A 16,387-nucleotide genomic window follows, 5' to 3' on the forward strand; every position below is an offset into this window, starting at 1 on the left:
GTGTCACTTTCGCTTTGGCAGCAGTGTCTTGCCCGATTGCAGGATGAGTTACCAGCCACAGAATTCAGTATGTGGATCCGCCCGTTGCAGGCGGAACTGAGCGATAACACGCTGGCTTTGTATGCGCCAAACCGTTTTGTGCTCGATTGGGTAAGGGATAAGTACCTTAATAACATCAATGGACTGCTAAACGATTTCTGCGGGTCAGATGCCCCACAGCTGCGCTTTGAAGTGGGCACAAAGCCGGTCACCCAAACCGTTCGTGAAACCGTGAACGTAGCAGCGCCTGCTCAGGCTGCTCCTGCTCCGGCCCCTCGCGTCGCACCCGCTCGTCAGGGCTGGGATAATGTTCCTGCACCTGCTGAGCCAACCTACCGTTCTAACGTTAACGTTAAACACACGTTCGATAACTTCGTTGAAGGTAAGTCGAACCAGTTAGCGCGCGCGGCGGCTCGTCAGGTTGCGGATAACCCCGGAGGTGCCTACAACCCACTGTTCCTTTATGGCGGCACGGGTTTAGGTAAAACGCACCTTCTGCATGCAGTGGGTAACGGCATTATGGCGCGCAAGCCGAATGCCAAAGTGGTGTATATGCACTCCGAGCGCTTCGTTCAGGACATGGTAAAAGCCCTGCAAAACAACGCGATCGAAGAGTTTAAACGCTATTATCGTTCCGTTGACGCCCTGCTGATCGATGACATTCAATTCTTTGCTAATAAAGAACGATCGCAGGAAGAGTTTTTCCACACCTTCAATGCGCTGCTGGAAGGCAATCAACAGATCATTCTGACCTCGGATCGTTATCCAAAAGAGATCAACGGTGTTGAAGATCGTCTGAAATCCCGCTTCGGCTGGGGCCTGACTGTGGCGATCGAGCCACCAGAGCTGGAAACCCGCGTTGCGATCCTGATGAAGAAAGCCGATGAAAACGACATTCGCTTGCCGGGTGAAGTGGCGTTCTTCATTGCCAAGCGTCTGCGCTCCAACGTGCGTGAGCTGGAAGGGGCACTGAACCGTGTTATTGCTAATGCCAACTTTACTGGCCGCGCGATCACGATCGATTTTGTGCGTGAAGCGCTGCGCGATTTGCTGGCATTGCAGGAAAAATTAGTCACCATCGACAATATTCAAAAGACGGTGGCTGAGTACTACAAGATCAAAGTGGCAGATTTACTGTCTAAACGTCGTTCCCGCTCGGTGGCGCGTCCGCGTCAGATGGCGATGGCGCTGGCAAAGGAGTTAACCAACCACAGTCTGCCGGAAATCGGGGATGCGTTTGGTGGCCGTGACCATACGACCGTGCTGCACGCTTGTCGCAAGATTGAGCAGTTACGTGAAGAAAGCCACGACATAAAAGAAGATTTTTCCAATTTAATCAGAACATTATCATCGTGACGCTATGAAATTTACTGTTGAACGTGAACATTTATTAAAACCGCTGCAACAGGTGAGTGGCCCATTAGGTGGCCGCCCAACGCTGCCTATTCTCGGAAACCTGCTGCTTCAGGTCGCGGACGGTACGCTGTCGCTGACCGGCACAGACCTGGAAATGGAAATGATCGCGCGCGTTACGCTGACTCAGCCACACGACGCGGGTGCGACCACGGTTCCGGCACGTAAATTCTTTGATATTTGCCGTGGGCTGCCGGAAGGCGCTGAAATCGCCGTGCAGCTGGAGGGCGACCGCATGCTGGTGCGCTCTGGCCGCAGCCGTTTCTCGCTTTCCACGCTGCCTGCTGCGGACTTCCCGAACCTGGACGACTGGCAAAGTGAAGTTGAATTCACCCTGCCACAGGCGACGATGAAGCGTCTGATTGAAGCCACGCAGTTTTCTATGGCGCATCAGGACGTTCGATACTACTTAAACGGCATGCTGTTCGAAACCGAAGGTGAAGAGCTGCGTACCGTGGCGACCGACGGCCACCGTCTGGCGGTCTGTTCCATGCCAATTGGCGACTCGCTGCCGAACCATTCGGTGATCGTGCCGCGTAAAGGCGTGATTGAGCTGATGCGTATGCTCGACGGTGGTGATACCCCGCTGCGCGTGCAGATCGGCAGCAACAACATTCGCGCTCATGTAGGTGATTTTGTCTTCACCTCGAAGCTGGTTGACGGTCGTTTCCCGGATTATCGCCGCGTATTGCCGAAGAACCCGGACAAAACGCTGGAAGCGGGTTGCGATAGCCTCAAGCAGGCGTTTGCCCGTGCCGCCATTCTATCTAACGAGAAATTCCGCGGTGTGCGCCTGTATGTGAGTGAAAACCAGATCAAAATCACCGCTAACAACCCGGAGCAGGAAGAAGCAGAAGAAATTCTGGACGTCACCTACGCCGGAGCTGAGATGGAAATCGGCTTTAACGTCAGCTACGTGCTGGATGTGCTGAATGCACTGAAATGCGAGAACGTGCGCATCCTGCTGACCGATTCCGTTTCAAGCGTACAGATTGAAGATGCCGCATCACAGTCGGCTGCCTATGTTGTCATGCCAATGAGACTGTAATGTCGCTCACCCGTCTGTTGATCCGCGACTTTCGCAATATTGAAAGCGCGGATCTTGCTTTATCCCCGGGCTTTAACTTCCTGGTTGGCGCGAATGGCAGCGGTAAAACCAGCGTGCTGGAAGCCATCTACACGCTCGGCCATGGCCGGGCGTTTCGCAGTTTGCAGATTGGTCGCGTCATTCGCCATGAGCAGGAGTCCTTTGTTCTGCACGGGCGTTTACAGGGTGAAGAGCGGGAAACCGCCATCGGCCTGACCAAAGACAAGCAGGGCGACAGCAAGGTACGTATCGACGGTACCGACGGCCACAAGGTGGCGGAGCTGGCACTGCTGATGCCAATGCAGCTGATTACGCCGGAGGGGTTTACTTTACTCAACGGCGGCCCCAAATACAGAAGAGCGTTCCTTGACTGGGGATGCTTTCACAACGAAGCCGGTTTCTTTAACGCCTGGAGCAACCTGAAGCGCCTGCTTAAGCAGCGTAACGCTGCACTGCGCCAGGTCACCCGTTACGCCCAGCTGCGTCCGTGGGACATGGAGTTAATCCCTCTCGCGGAACAAATCAGCCGCTGGCGTGCCGAATACAGCGCAGGTATTGCCGAAGACATGGCGGATACCTGCAAACAGTTTTTACCTGAGTTCTCTCTCACCTTCTCCTTCCAGCGCGGCTGGGAGAAAGAGACGGATTATGCCGAGGTGTTAGAGAGAAACTTCGAGCGTGATCGCATGTTGACCTACACCGCGCATGGCCCGCACAAGGCGGATTTCCGCATTCGTGCCGACGGTGCGCCGGTGGAAGACACGCTGTCGCGCGGGCAGCTTAAGCTCCTGATGTGCGCGCTACGCCTGGCACAGGGGGAATTTCTCACCCGCGAGAGTGGAAGACGCTGCCTGTACCTGATAGATGATTTTGCCTCGGAACTTGACGACGCGCGGCGTGGGCTGCTTGCCAGCCGCTTAAAAGCCACGCAGTCGCAGGTTTTCGTCAGCGCCATTAGCGCTGAACACGTTATGGACATGTCGGACGAAAATTCGAAGATGTTTACCGTGGAAAAGGGTAAAATAACGGATTAACCCAAGTTGAAATGAGCGAGAAACGTTGATGTCGAATTCTTATGACTCCTCCAGTATCAAAGTCCTGAAAGGGCTGGATGCGGTGCGTAAGCGCCCGGGTATGTATATCGGCGACACGGATGACGGCACCGGTCTGCACCACATGGTATTCGAGGTGGTAGATAACGCTATCGACGAAGCGCTCGCGGGTCACTGTAAAGACATCGTGGTCACGATCCATGCGGATAACTCCGTCTCCGTCACCGATGATGGTCGTGGCATCCCAACCGGTATCCACCCGGAAGAAGGCGTGTCCGCTGCGGAAGTTATCATGACTGTGCTGCACGCAGGCGGTAAGTTCGATGATAACTCCTATAAAGTTTCCGGCGGTCTGCACGGCGTAGGTGTCTCCGTGGTTAACGCCCTTTCGCAGAAGCTGGAGCTGGTTATTCAGCGCGAAGGCAAAATTCACCGCCAGCTGTATACCCACGGCGTGCCGCAGGCACCGCTGGCCGTCACTGGCGATACCGACAAAACCGGTACCATGGTGCGCTTCTGGCCAAGCCTGGAAACCTTCACTAACGTCACCGAATTCGAGTACGACATCCTGGCAAAACGCCTGCGTGAACTGTCGTTCCTGAACTCTGGCGTCTCTATTCGTCTGCGTGATAAACGCGACAACAAAGAAGACCACTTCCATTACGAAGGTGGTATCAAGGCGTTCGTTGAGTACCTGAACAAGAACAAAACGCCAATTCATCCAAATATCTTCTACTTCTCCACCGAAAAAGACGGTATCGGCGTAGAAGTGGCACTGCAGTGGAACGATGGTTTCCAGGAAAACATCTACTGTTTCACCAACAACATTCCACAGCGTGACGGTGGTACTCACCTTGCAGGCTTCCGTGCGGCGATGACCCGTACTTTGAACGCCTACATGGACAAAGAAGGCTACAGCAAAAAAGCGAAAGTCAGCGCCACCGGTGACGATGCGCGTGAAGGCCTGATTGCTGTGGTTTCCGTGAAGGTGCCGGATCCGAAGTTCTCCTCACAGACCAAAGACAAACTGGTCTCTTCTGAGGTGAAATCGGCGGTTGAACAGCAGATGAACGAACTGCTGAGCGACTACCTGCAGGAAAACCCGTCTGACGCGAAAATCGTTGTTGGCAAAATTATTGATGCGGCGCGTGCCCGTGAAGCGGCGCGTAAAGCCCGTGAAATGACCCGTCGTAAAGGCGCACTGGACTTAGCAGGCCTGCCAGGCAAACTGGCTGACTGTCAGGAACGTGACCCGGCGCTGTCTGAACTGTACCTTGTGGAAGGGGACTCCGCGGGCGGTTCTGCGAAGCAGGGCCGTAACCGTAAGAACCAGGCTATCCTGCCGTTGAAGGGTAAAATCCTCAACGTTGAGAAAGCACGCTTCGACAAAATGCTCTCTTCTCAGGAAGTGGCGACGCTTATCACAGCACTGGGCTGCGGCATTGGCCGTGATGAGTACAACCCGGACAAACTGCGCTATCACAGCATCATCATCATGACCGATGCGGACGTCGACGGCTCGCACATCCGTACGCTGCTGTTGACCTTCTTCTATCGTCAGATGCCGGAAATCGTTGAACGTGGCCACGTCTACATTGCACAGCCACCGCTGTACAAAGTGAAGAAAGGCAAACAGGAACAGTACATTAAAGATGATGACGCGATGGATCAGTACCAAATCGCCATCGCCCTTGATGGTGCGACTCTGCACGCGAACTCCAGCGCACCAGCGCTGGCAGGTGAGCCGCTGGAACGCCTGGTGTCTGAGTTCAACGCCACGCAGAAAATGATTGGGCGTATGGAGCGCCGTTATCCGAAAGCGCTGCTGAAGGAGCTGGTTTATCAGCCAACGCTGACCGAAGCTGACCTGAGCGATGAACAAACCGTGACCCGCTGGGTGAATACCCTGGTAAGCGAGCTGAACGAGAAAGAACAGCACGGTAGCCAGTGGAAATTCGATGTTCAGCAGAACGCCGCTCAACAGTTCGAGCCGATTGTTCGCGTGCGTACCCATGGTGTCGACACCGACTATCCGCTGGAGCACGAATTTGTGACCGGCCCGGAATACCGCCGTATCTGCACGCTCGGTGAGAAGCTGCGCGGTCTGATCGAGGACGATGCGTTTATCGAACGTGGCGACCGTCGTCAGCCGGTAGCCAGCTTCGAACAGGCGCTGGATTGGCTGGTGAAAGAGTCCCGTCGCGGTCTGTCTATCCAGCGTTATAAAGGTCTGGGTGAAATGAACCCGGATCAGCTGTGGGAAACCACTATGGATCCGGAAAGCCGCCGCATGCTGCGCGTGACCGTTAAAGACGCGATTGCTGCTGACCAGCTGTTCACTACCCTGATGGGCGATGCGGTTGAACCACGTCGTGCCTTCATCGAAGAGAACGCCCTGAAAGCGGCTAATATCGATATTTAATGCCGTAATACTGCAAAACACAGGCCGCGCTTTTAGCGCGGCTTTTTTGTGGGCACAGGCATATCCAGCGACATCACTGACGGTAAACGGCTCGCCAGCGTATCTATAGCAATTCTTACCCTTAGCGGCAGATGCGGCGTCTGCTGCCAGACCGCGTGCACGTCGAAACGCACATCCGGTGCCTGCTTTAAGAGCGGGATGAGTTTTCCCTGATGAATTTCTTTGCTGACCATCCAGCAGGGCAACCACGCGATGCCGTACCCGGCCAGGGCAGCGTCGCAGATCGCCTGCAAATCATCCATATTGAGTGATGACCGGGGAATAAATGTGCGCGGCGTTCCGTCGTTGTCCATGAGTTGCCAGGGGAGCACTCTGCCTGCGCGCAGATAGTTAATGGCCGTATGCAGGGGTAAATCATCAACGCTTTGTGGCTGGCCTTTCTTCAGCAGATAATCCGGCGCGGCGCACAGCACCATGCGATGTTCCCCCAGCCTTCTGGCAACCAGCACGCTGCTGTCCTGAAGCACGCCGTTACGCACCGCCATATCAAACCCTTCCTCGACAAGATCCACCACGCGGTCACTGAATGACATTTCCAGTTCAAGTCCGGGGTGTTCCTGCGCCAGTTCAATCAACAGCGGGGCGACGCACTGGCGACCAAACAGCACCGGCATGGCAACACGCAGGCGGCCACTGACCTGCTGTTTCCCTGTTTCAAGCAGTGATTCTGCACCGCGAATTTCCTCCAGCGCGCGCAGACAGCGCTCATAAAAAAGCGCGCCGTTATCGGTCAGGCTCTGGCTGCGGGTGGTGCGCTGGAATAGACGAACGCCCAGTCGCTCTTCGAGGCGAGCGATACTTTTCCCTACCGCCGAGCGCGATAAATGCAGGCGAGTTGCGGCCTGAGCAAAACTCCCCGCCTCAACGGCGGCCACAAAAACAGGAATATCCTTCAGTGTATCAGTCATGGATTGTATCCATTATGGCGACAATAAAGAGAAAACTTATCGCCACTGGTGATGATGAGTCAACGGTAGACTGTGAGTACTGAAACTCATTTGATGGCTGGAGAAAAACAATGGCAGAGACAATGCAACGCTGGTCGATGAATGCCCTCGGGCGTGAAAACCTCAGACTCATTCAGGAACCTGTTCCACAGCCTGGTCCAGGTGAAGTGCGCGTGCGGGTGAATGCCGTTGCGCTCAACTACCGCGATAAAATGGTGATTGAAGGTAACATGCCGATTTCACGTTCCTTCCCGTTTACGCCGGCGTCTGACATGGCGGGCGTGGTGGACAGCATTGGTGAAGGTGTGACGCGTTTCAAACCCGGCGCTCGCGTCATCTCAACCTTCTTCCCTGAGTGGATCGACGGCAAGCCGCAGGCGGACGCGCGCAATTTGCCCTATAGAACGTCCGGTGGATACTTCCAGGGGATGCTGGCCGAATATGTGATTGTGAAGGCAGACTGGCTGGTGGCCGCCCCGGAAACACTGGATGACGCAGAGGCCAGCACCTTACCCTGCGCAGGGCTTACCGCATGGTTTGCGCTGGTGGAACGCGGCCAGTTACGCGCCGGGCAATCGGTGCTGGTACAGGGGACGGGCGGCGTAGCGATATTCGCCCTGCAAATTGCAAAAGCACACGGAGCTGAGGTTTTTGTCACGTCCGGAAGTGATGAAAAACTGGCACTGGCCAAAAAACTCGGGGCTGACAAAGGGATCAACAGGCTGAAAGGTGACTGGGCTGAAGCCATTCTGGCGCTGACTCAGGATCGCGGTATCGACCATATTATCGAAACCGTAGGGGGTGAAAACCTGAAGCATTCTCTGCGCGCCGTTGCCGTGCATGGACGTATCTCGGTTATCGGCGTTCTGGCCGGGACCGAAATTTCACTCCCAGCTGGCGAGCTGTTGCTGAAATCTCCGGTTATTCAGGGGATTGGCGTTGGGCATCGTCGGGCGCTGGAGGATTTCGTTCAGGCTGTCGATGTAACCGGATTAAAACCTGTGATTGAGCATCGCTACCGTTTTGACGAGCTTGAACAGGCGCTTGAGCACCTCGATCGCGGTGCGTTTGGCAAAATAGTCCTCACCCGCGAGTGAATTGTCGTTCCCCGGGATAAGCCTGAAAAGGGGTGATCTGGTTGCGCAATCTAGCTCTATTTTTGTGTGCTTAATCGCGTTAGCATGGGTTGCATTCATTTATTCCGGGGACCTCATGGCTATCAAACTCATTGCAATCGATATGGACGGCACACTGCTGCTGCCAGACCACACCATCTCTCCAGCCGTTAAAAACGCAATTGCCGCGGCACGCGCAAAGGGCGTGAATGTGGTACTGACCACTGGCCGTCCGTATGCCGGTGTGCACAGCTACCTGAAAGAGCTGCACATGAATCAGCCGGGCGATTACTGCATTACCTATAATGGCGCGCTGGTGCAGAAAGCTGCGGATGGCAGTACGGTTGCGCAAACCGCGCTGAGCTATGATGACTACCTGTTCCTCGAAAAGCTGTCCCGCGAAGTAGGTTCTCACTTTCACGCGCTCGATCGCAACACGCTCTATACCGCCAACCGTGATATCAGCTACTACACGGTACATGAATCCTACGTTGCCACCATTCCGCTGGTGTTCTGTGAAGCCGAGAAGATGGACCCGGCGACGCAGTTCCTGAAAGTGATGATGATCGACGAGCCTGAGATCCTGGATAAAGCGATTGCGCGCATCCCTGCCGAGGTGAAAGAGAAATACACCGTGCTGAAAAGCGCGCCGTACTTCCTCGAAATTCTCGATAAACGCGTGAATAAAGGTACCGGTGTTAAATCACTGGCCGATGCGCTGGGCATCAAACCTGAGGAGATTATGGCCCTGGGCGATCAGGAAAACGACATCGCGATGATTGAATACGCGGGTATGGGCGTGGCAATGGACAACGCGATCCCGTCGGTGAAAGAAGTGGCCAATTTTGTCACCAAATCCAACCTGGAAGACGGTGTGGCGTACGCCATTGAGAAATTTGTCCTGCGGTAACAGCAACCAAAATCATCAGCCTCGGTTATCAACCGGGGCTTTTTTTTGCGCTGAATTTATTTGATTGTTCTTTTTGTGATCTTGATTGTAGTACAACATTGATTGATTGTACTACATTGTCATCACGACAAAGATGAAAGGCCTCACGTTTGTACTGCAAAAGTGAGGCGAAATTCGGCGGGCACGGTAAAGTAGTGATGGACATAAAGAGCACAAGGACTCTCCATGACGCTTAACAAAACCGATCGCATTGTCATCACGCTGGGCACTCAAATTGTGGGGGGCAAATACGTCCCGGGTTCGCCGCTCCCTGCTGAGGCCGAACTGTGTGAGGAGTTTGAAACCTCGCGCAACATCATCCGGGAAGTGTTCCGCTCGCTGATGGCGAAGCGGCTGATTGAAATGAAACGCTATCGCGGCGCGTTTGTCGCTCCTCGCAACCAGTGGAACTACCTCGATACCGACGTATTGCAGTGGGTTCTGGAAAACGACTACGACCCACGGCTGATTGGCGCGATGAGTGAAGTCCGAAACCTGGTGGAACCGGCCATCGCCCGCTGGGCGGCGGAGCGCGCAACCTCCGGCGATTTGGCCCAGATTGAGTCGGCTTTAAACGACATGATCGCTAATAACCAGAACCGGGAGGCGTTCAACGAGGCGGACATTCGCTATCACGAGGCGGTGCTGCAGTCGGTGCATAACCCGGTGTTACAGCAACTTAGCGTGGCGATTAGCTCGCTACAGCGGGCGGTATTTGAACGTACCTGGATGGGCGATGAGGCCAACATGCCGAAAACGCTCCAGGAACATAAAGCGCTGTTCGATGCGATACGGCATCAGGACGGCGATGCGGCAGAGCAGGCGGCGCTCACCATGATCGCCAGCTCGACACGAAGGCTGAAGGAAATCACATGACATCTCGCTACATCGCAATTGACTGGGGATCGACCAATCTGCGCGCCTGGCTTTATCAGGGCGAGCAGTGCCTGGAGAGCAGGCAATCAGAAGCAGGCGTGACGCGCCTGAACGGTAAATCCCCCGAGGCGGTGTTAGCAGAGGTCACACAAAACTGGCGCGATGGCGCCACGCCGGTGGTAATGGCGGGCATGGTCGGCAGCAACGTGGGCTGGAAAATCGCCCCTTACCTGCCGGTTCCTGCGCATTTCTCTGCCATTGGCGAGCAGTTAACGTACGTTGATGACAATGTCTGGATTATTCCCGGCCTGTGCGTCTCTCGCGACGATAACCACAACGTGATGCGCGGCGAAGAGACACAGTTGCTTGGCGCGCGCACGCTTTCTCCTTCTTCTGTTTACGTTATGCCCGGTACGCACTGCAAGTGGGTGCAGGCCGATGCTGAGCAAATCCATGATTTTCGTACCGTAATGACCGGCGAACTGCACCATTTGCTACTGACGCATTCGCTGGTGGGGGCGGGGTTGCCAGCGCAAGAGACGTCGCCCGCAGCGTTTACCGCCGGGCTTGAGCGCGGTCTCGCATCACCTGATGTTCTGCCGAAACTCTTCGAAGTTCGCGCCTCGCACGTGCTGGGAAATCTCCCGCGCGAGCAGGTTAGCGAATTTCTCTCAGGCCTGCTGATTGGCGCAGAAGTCGCGACCATGCGCGATTTTGTCCCGACCGGGCAGGCAATCACGATTGTTGCCGGAAGCGCGTTAACGTCGCGCTATCAGCAGGCATTTCACGCTATTGGGCGTGATGTGGCGGCGATCTCCGGCGATACGGCATTTCAGGCAGGAATAAGGAGCATCGCTCATGCAGTGGCAAACTGATCTTCCCCTTATCGCGATTTTGCGCGGCATTACGCCCGATGAGGCGATCGCGCACGTAGGCGCAGTGATTGACGCCGGGTTCGATGCGGTGGAAATCCCGCTCAACTCTCCAGAGTGGAAAAAAAGTATTCCGGCCGTGGTGGATGCCTTTGGTGATAAGGCACTGATTGGCGCGGGAACCGTGTTACACCCGGAGCAGGTGGATGAGCTGGCGAAAATGGGCTGCAAGCTTATCGTCACGCCCAACATTAATCCTGAAGTGATCCGCCGCGCGGTGAGCTACGGCATGACCGTCTGTCCGGGATGTGCGACAGCTACGGAAGCCTTTACTGCCCTCGATGCGGGCGCGCAGGCGCTCAAAATTTTCCCGTCATCGGCCTTTGGCCCGGACTACATCAAAGCGCTGAAAGCGGTATTACCCGCCAGCGTGCCGGTCTTTGCCGTGGGCGGCGTAACGCCAGAAAACCTGGCGCAGTGGATGAAAGCCGGTTGTGTGGGGGCGGGGCTGGGCAGCGATCTCTATCGCGCCGGGCAGTCAGTTGAACAAACCGCGCAGCAGGCGACAGCATTTGTGAAAGCGTATCGAGAGGCAGTGAAATGAAAATTACCAAACTCACCACGTACCGTTTACCCCCGCGCTGGATGTTCCTGAAAATCGAAACCGACGAAGGCGTTGTCGGCTGGGGCGAGCCGGTGATTGAAGGGCGTGCGCGCACCGTTGAAGCGGCAGTGCATGAGCTGGGCGAATACCTGATTGGCCAGGATCCGGCGCGCATTAACGACCTGTGGCAGGTGATGTATCGCGCGGGCTTCTACCGTGGCGGCCCGATCCTGATGAGCGCTATCGCCGGTATCGACCAGGCGCTGTGGGATATCAAAGGTAAAGTCCTGAATGCGCCGGTCTGGCAATTGATGGGCGGCCTGGTACGCGACAAAATCAAAGCCTACAGCTGGGTGGGCGGCGACCGCCCTGCGGAAGTGATCGACGGCATTAAGCAGTTGCGCAATATCGGTTTTGACACCTTCAAGCTCAACGGCTGTGAAGAGATGGGCGTTATTGATAACTCGCGTGCGGTAGACCGTGCGGTAAATACCGTCGCGCAAATCCGTGAAGCCTTCGGCAACGAGATTGAGTTTGGTCTGGATTTCCACGGCCGCGTCAGTGCGCCGATGGCTAAAGTGCTGATTAAAGAGCTTGAGCCGTATCGTCCGCTGTTTATCGAAGAGCCGGTGCTGGCCGAGCAGGCAGAGTACTATCCGAAACTGGCTGAGCAGACCCATATTCCTATCGCGGCGGGTGAACGTATGTACTCGCGTTTCGAGTTCAAACGCGTGCTGGAAGCGGGCGGCATTGCCATACTGCAACCCGATCTCTCCCACGCAGGCGGCATCACCGAATGCTACAAAATTGCCGGAATGGCGGAAGCCTACGATGTGGCGCTGGCGCCGCACTGTCCGCTTGGGCCGATCGCGCTGGCCGCCTGTCTGCACGTGGACTTTGTCTCCCGCAATGCTGTGTTCCAGGAACAGAGCATGGGTATTCACTATAACAAGGGCGCGGAACTGCTCGACTTTGTGAAAAACAAAGAAGACTTCAGCATGGAAGGTGGTTTCTTTAAACCGTTAACGAAGCCGGGCCTTGGCGTGGATATTGACGAAGCCAAAGTCATTGAGCTCAGCAAAAATGCGCCGGACTGGCGTAACCCACTCTGGCGTCATGAAGACGGTTCCGTAGCCGAGTGGTAGTTCGCCGGATGGCGCTTCGCCACCGGACAAAATCCTTACCTACAAAAAATATAACCCTCTGTAAATTACAGGGCATGGTGAGCGGCTTCGCTATGCCCAAAATCTGGAGACAGATTGCGATGGATATTCCAGTTACTGCTGCAAAAACCGGGCGTCGCCGCTACCTGACGCTGATTATGATCTTTATCACCGTGGTCATTTGTTATGTCGACCGCGCCAACCTTGCCGTGGCATCGGCCCATATTCAGGAAGAGTTTGGCATCACCAAAGCGGAAATGGGCTACGTCTTTTCGGCGTTCGCCTGGCTTTATACGCTGTGTCAGATCCCCGGTGGCTGGTTCCTTGACCGCGTAGGTTCTCGTTTAACCTACTTCATCGCCATTTTCGGCTGGTCCGTGGCGACGCTGTTCCAGGGGTTCGCCACCGGGCTGATGTCGCTAATTGGTCTGCGCGCCATCACCGGGATTTTCGAAGCCCCGGCGTTCCCGACCAACAACCGCATGGTGACCAGCTGGTTCCCGGAGCATGAGCGTGCTTCTGCCGTTGGTTTTTACACTTCCGGGCAGTTTGTCGGCCTGGCGTTCCTGACGCCGCTGCTGATCTGGATCCAGGAGCTGCTGAGCTGGCACTGGGTATTTATCGTCACCGGCGGGATCGGCATTATCTGGTCGTTTATCTGGTTCAAGGTTTACCAGCCACCGCGTCTGACTAAAAGCATCACCAAAGCCGAGCTGGACTACATCCGCGACGGCGGTGGTCTGGTAGACGGCGATGCGCCAGTGAAAAAAGAGGCGCGCCAGCCGCTGACCAAAGCGGACTGGAAGCTGGTTTTCCATCGTAAGCTGGTAGGCGTTTATCTGGGTCAGTTCGCGGTTACCTCGACGCTGTGGTTCTTCCTGACCTGGTTCCCTAACTATCTGACGCAGGAAAAGGGGATCACTGCGCTGAAAGCTGGCTTTATGACTACAGTACCGTTCCTTGCGGCATTCTTCGGTGTACTGCTCTCGGGCTGGCTGGCGGATAGACTGGTGAAGAAAGGTGCCTCACTGGGGGTCGCGCGTAAGACGCCGATTATCTGCGGCCTGCTGATTTCCACCTGCATCATGGGCGCCAACTACACCAACGATCCGGTATGGATTATGACCCTGATGGCTGTGGCGTTCTTCGGCAACGGTTTTGCCTCCATCACCTGGTCACTGGTCTCATCCCTGGCGCCAATGCGCCTGATTGGCCTGACCGGTGGCGTGTTCAACTTTGTCGGTGGGCTCGGCGGCATCACTGTACCGCTGGTCATCGGCTACCTGGCACAGGATTACGGCTTTGGCCCGGCGCTGGTCTATATCTCAGCGGTAGCACTGATCGGTGCGCTCTCCTACATTCTGCTGGTGGGCGATGTGAAACGAGTAGGCTAAATCCCGCTGATGTTTTACCCTGATGCGACAACTGCGCATCAGGGTATCTCCATGAAACAAATCACCTTCGCTTCCCGCCATCACCAGCTGACCAATATCAATACCTGGACGCCGGACAGCCAGTGGCTCGTCTTTGATGTGCGCCCGTCGGGCGCATCGTTCACCGGTGAAACCATTGAGCGAGTCAATGTCAGTACGGGTGAGGTTGAGGTGATTTATCGTGCCACTGACGGCGCGCATGTCGGCGTGGTGACCGTTCATCCCGCTGAAGATAAGTATGTGTTTATCCACGGCCCGAAACACCCGGATGCAGACTGGCACTATGATTTTCACCATCGTCAGGGGGTGATTGCGCATCATGGCCAGGTGAGCAACCTGGATGCGATGGATATCACCGCGCCTTATACCGCAGGCGCGTTGCGCGGCGGCAGCCACGTACACGTCTTCAGCCCGAACGGGCAGCTCGTTAGCTTTACCTATAACGACCACGTCCTGCACGAGCGCGATCCGAAACTTGATTTACGTAACGTGGGTGTTGCCGCACCGTTTGGCCCGGTGAACCCACAGGGGAACCATCCGCGAGAATATGTCGGTGCATACTGGAGCGTGCTGGTGAGCCGCACGACGCCAACACCTCAGCCCGGCAGCGATGACATCAACCGCGCCTATGAAGAGGGCTGGGTGAGTAATGACCGGCTGGCGTTTATTGGCGATACCCTGTCAGTGCAGGGCGAGAAAGTGCCAGAACTGTTTATTGTTGAGTTGCCTGAGAACGAACAGGGCTGGAAGCAGGCGGGCGATGAGCCTTTGCAGGGTACGACAGAGACCCTGCCTGCCCCACCAGCAGGGGTTAAGCAGCGTCGTCTGACCTTTACGCATCAAAGGGCGTATCCGGGGCTTGTGAACGTGCCGCGTCACTGGGTGCGCTGTAATCCGCAAGGGACGCAGATCGCGTTTCTGATGCGAGATGATAAAGGTATTGTGCAGCTGTGGCTGATCTCTCCTGAGGGTGGCGAGACGCGCCAGTTAACCCATACGGAGAGCGGTATTCAGTCAGCGTTTAACTGGCACCCTTCCGGGAACATGCTGGGATTCGTGCTTGAAAATCGGATCGCCTGTTGCGATGCGCAGACTGGTGCGGTGACGTTTTTGACGTCCGATCACGGCAACCCACCTTCAGCAGATGCGGTAGTGTTTTCCCCAGACGGACGTTTTATTGCGTGGATGGAAGAGACAGGCGGTTTCCGTCAGCTTTGGTTAACAGAAACCGCGCAACACTAGCGTGGAGGCAATTCAGCGGGCGGAATAACGGCGTTTGTCGCCAGATTCTCCTGCTCGCTTTTTTCTACCCGTGAGCGCACAGAATTGTCCTTACGAAACATATCCCACGGCAGCAGAAGCGTATCCGCCACAGCCGTAAACGGCATATCCAGGATAACCAGGGATTTGGTGCCCCAGTTTGTATCGTCATCGGAGATCATCGCCGCGCTGGCACGTGTCCCCGGATATGTTCCTTCTTTACCGCCGGTGTGAGACATCACGCTCGAACACCCGCAAAGTAAAACTACCCCGCTGAACGTCGTCAGCTTTATCAGAACATTTTTCATCATCACTCAGTCATCATTAATGGCACTGCAAAGACCTGCAACTCAGGTTTATAGCGAGCCTTAACCAAAATGGATAGCCCGATAACCCCGCACTGTGGCAGCCATCGCAATTTAACCCTTTGTGCTGTTGTCCCAGTCTAAGCGAGATGCAAGAAAGTGCAAAAAAAAGTGCAGCTGTCGTGCTTGAAAAGCCCGGTTCAAGACCCATTTTAAGAAGGTAACCACGAAAACGAACACGCCTGATGGGTGTTCGGGGTACTAAGGCCTGTCCATGGTGGAAGGCTACATTTTCTCGCTGATTTCAGGAGTTTTATTTATGCGTAACTTCGATCTTTCTCCGCTATACCGTTCTGCAATTGGTTTTGACCGCCTGTTTAACCATTTAGAAAATAACCAAAGCCAGAGCAACGGCTACCCTCCATACAATGTTGAGCTGGTTGACGAAAACCACTACCGCATCGCGATTGCTGTCGCCGGTTTTGCAGAAAACGAACTGGAGATCACCGCCCAGGACAACCTGCTGGTGGTGAAAGGTTCCCATACGGCCGAGCAGAAAGAACGTACCTACCTTTACCAGGGCATTGCCGAGCGCAACTTTGAACGTAAGTTCCAGTTAGCTGAGAACATTCACGTTAAAGGCGCGAATCTGGTTAACGGCCTGCTGTTTATCGAACTGGAACGCGTGATCCCGGAAGAGAAAAAGCCGCGTCGTATCGAAATTAACTAATTATGCGGGTCGCCTAAGCGGCCCATCCAGAATTGCTTGCCGTAATGGGAGCATATGCGA

Annotated in this window: 15 protein-coding genes and 1 other annotated feature; of the genes, 13 read left to right on the forward strand and 2 right to left on the reverse strand. The window is 55.2% G+C overall.

Going from position 1 to position 16,387, the window contains the following annotated elements:
• The 4 genes from dnaA to gyrB form a co-directional block, all read left to right on the forward strand.
• The coding region (dnaA, locus tag ACLHV9_RS00005) for a chromosomal replication initiator protein DnaA (RefSeq protein WP_230122613.1) at positions 1-1,395 on the forward strand (1,395 nt) is incomplete at its 5' end.
• 4 nt (positions 1,396-1,399) lie between these two features.
• Positions 1,400-2,500: a DNA polymerase III subunit beta gene (dnaN, locus tag ACLHV9_RS00010; RefSeq protein WP_008500170.1), complete on the forward strand. Its 1,101-nt coding sequence runs from the start codon at positions 1,400-1,402 to the stop codon at positions 2,498-2,500.
• Positions 2,500-3,573 (forward strand): DNA replication/repair protein RecF, encoded by a 1,074-nt coding sequence (gene recF / locus ACLHV9_RS00015; RefSeq protein WP_013094779.1) that lies wholly within the window; start codon positions 2,500-2,502, stop codon positions 3,571-3,573. Before dnaN ends, recF begins: the two co-directional genes overlap by 1 nt.
• A 28-nt stretch (positions 3,574-3,601) precedes the next feature.
• On the forward strand, positions 3,602-6,013 hold the full coding sequence (gene gyrB, locus ACLHV9_RS00020) for a DNA topoisomerase (ATP-hydrolyzing) subunit B (RefSeq protein ID WP_028017779.1): 2,412 nt from the start codon (positions 3,602-3,604) through the stop codon (positions 6,011-6,013).
• Positions 6,014-6,045: 32 nt separating this feature from the next.
• Here the strand turns inward: gyrB and ACLHV9_RS00025 are convergent, their stop codons facing one another.
• The gene (locus tag ACLHV9_RS00025) at positions 6,046-6,981 is read right to left on the reverse strand and encodes a LysR substrate-binding domain-containing protein (RefSeq protein ID WP_407220012.1); all 936 of its coding nucleotides are present in this window, start codon (positions 6,979-6,981) and stop codon (positions 6,046-6,048) included.
• A gap of 110 nt (positions 6,982-7,091) precedes the next feature.
• Between ACLHV9_RS00025 and ACLHV9_RS00030 the strand changes: the two genes are divergently transcribed.
• The 8 genes from ACLHV9_RS00030 to ACLHV9_RS00065 all read left to right on the forward strand — a co-directional run bounded on the left by ACLHV9_RS00030 (position 7,092) and on the right by ACLHV9_RS00065 (position 15,274).
• A complete protein-coding gene (locus tag ACLHV9_RS00030) occupies positions 7,092-8,117 on the forward strand; it encodes an NAD(P)-dependent alcohol dehydrogenase (RefSeq protein ID WP_407220013.1) in 1,026 nt (341 codons plus the stop codon).
• Between the two features lie 115 nt (positions 8,118-8,232).
• Entirely contained in the window at positions 8,233-9,045 is an 813-nt protein-coding gene (yidA, locus tag ACLHV9_RS00035; RefSeq protein WP_208594876.1) for a sugar-phosphatase, read from the forward strand.
• A gap of 225 nt (positions 9,046-9,270) precedes the next feature.
• A complete protein-coding gene (dgoR, locus tag ACLHV9_RS00040) occupies positions 9,271-9,960 on the forward strand; it encodes a D-galactonate utilization transcriptional regulator DgoR (RefSeq protein ID WP_003861109.1) in 690 nt (229 codons plus the stop codon).
• Positions 9,957-10,835, forward strand: a complete 879-nt coding sequence (locus ACLHV9_RS00045) for a 2-dehydro-3-deoxygalactonokinase (protein WP_407220014.1) — start codon at positions 9,957-9,959, stop codon at positions 10,833-10,835. The genes dgoR and ACLHV9_RS00045 overlap by 4 nt, the downstream gene beginning before the upstream one ends.
• Positions 10,819-11,436 carry a 2-dehydro-3-deoxy-6-phosphogalactonate aldolase gene (locus tag ACLHV9_RS00050; protein WP_028017784.1) on the forward strand — a complete coding sequence of 206 codons (618 nt, stop codon included), beginning with the start codon at positions 10,819-10,821 and terminating at the stop codon, positions 11,434-11,436. Before ACLHV9_RS00045 ends, ACLHV9_RS00050 begins: the two co-directional genes overlap by 17 nt.
• A complete protein-coding gene (dgoD, locus tag ACLHV9_RS00055; protein WP_407220015.1) occupies positions 11,433-12,581 on the forward strand; it encodes a galactonate dehydratase in 1,149 nt (382 codons plus the stop codon). The genes ACLHV9_RS00050 and dgoD overlap by 4 nt, the downstream gene beginning before the upstream one ends.
• Positions 12,582-12,655: 74 nt before the next feature.
• Entirely contained in the window at positions 12,656-13,993 is a 1,338-nt protein-coding gene (locus ACLHV9_RS00060) for an MFS transporter (RefSeq protein WP_407220016.1), read from the forward strand.
• Between the two features lie 51 nt (positions 13,994-14,044).
• A complete protein-coding gene (locus ACLHV9_RS00065) occupies positions 14,045-15,274 on the forward strand; it encodes a DUF3748 domain-containing protein (protein ID WP_407220017.1) in 1,230 nt (409 codons plus the stop codon).
• On the opposite strand, the gene ACLHV9_RS00070 is transcribed toward ACLHV9_RS00065, so the two are convergent.
• Positions 15,271-15,603 carry a YceK/YidQ family lipoprotein gene (locus ACLHV9_RS00070; protein WP_028017788.1) on the reverse strand — a complete coding sequence of 111 codons (333 nt, stop codon included), beginning with the start codon at positions 15,601-15,603 and terminating at the stop codon, positions 15,271-15,273. The two genes, ACLHV9_RS00065 and ACLHV9_RS00070, sit on opposite strands and share 4 nt — an antisense overlap.
• Before the next feature lie 247 nt (positions 15,604-15,850).
• Positions 15,851-15,923: a sequence feature (ROSE (Repression Of Heat Shock gene Expression) occurs in the 5'-region of heat shock genes and acts as an RNA thermometer to modulate expression.), on the forward strand.
• Between ACLHV9_RS00070 and ibpA the strand changes: the two genes are divergently transcribed.
• Positions 15,917-16,327, forward strand: a complete 411-nt coding sequence (ibpA, locus tag ACLHV9_RS00075; RefSeq protein ID WP_008500162.1) for a small heat shock chaperone IbpA — start codon at positions 15,917-15,919, stop codon at positions 16,325-16,327. It overlaps the preceding feature by 7 nt.
• Positions 16,328-16,387 lie beyond the last annotated feature (60 nt).

The sequence above is a fragment of the Enterobacter sp. CPE_E890 genome (assembly GCF_046521475.1).
Taxonomy (GTDB): domain Bacteria; phylum Pseudomonadota; class Gammaproteobacteria; order Enterobacterales; family Enterobacteriaceae; genus Enterobacter; species Enterobacter adelaidei.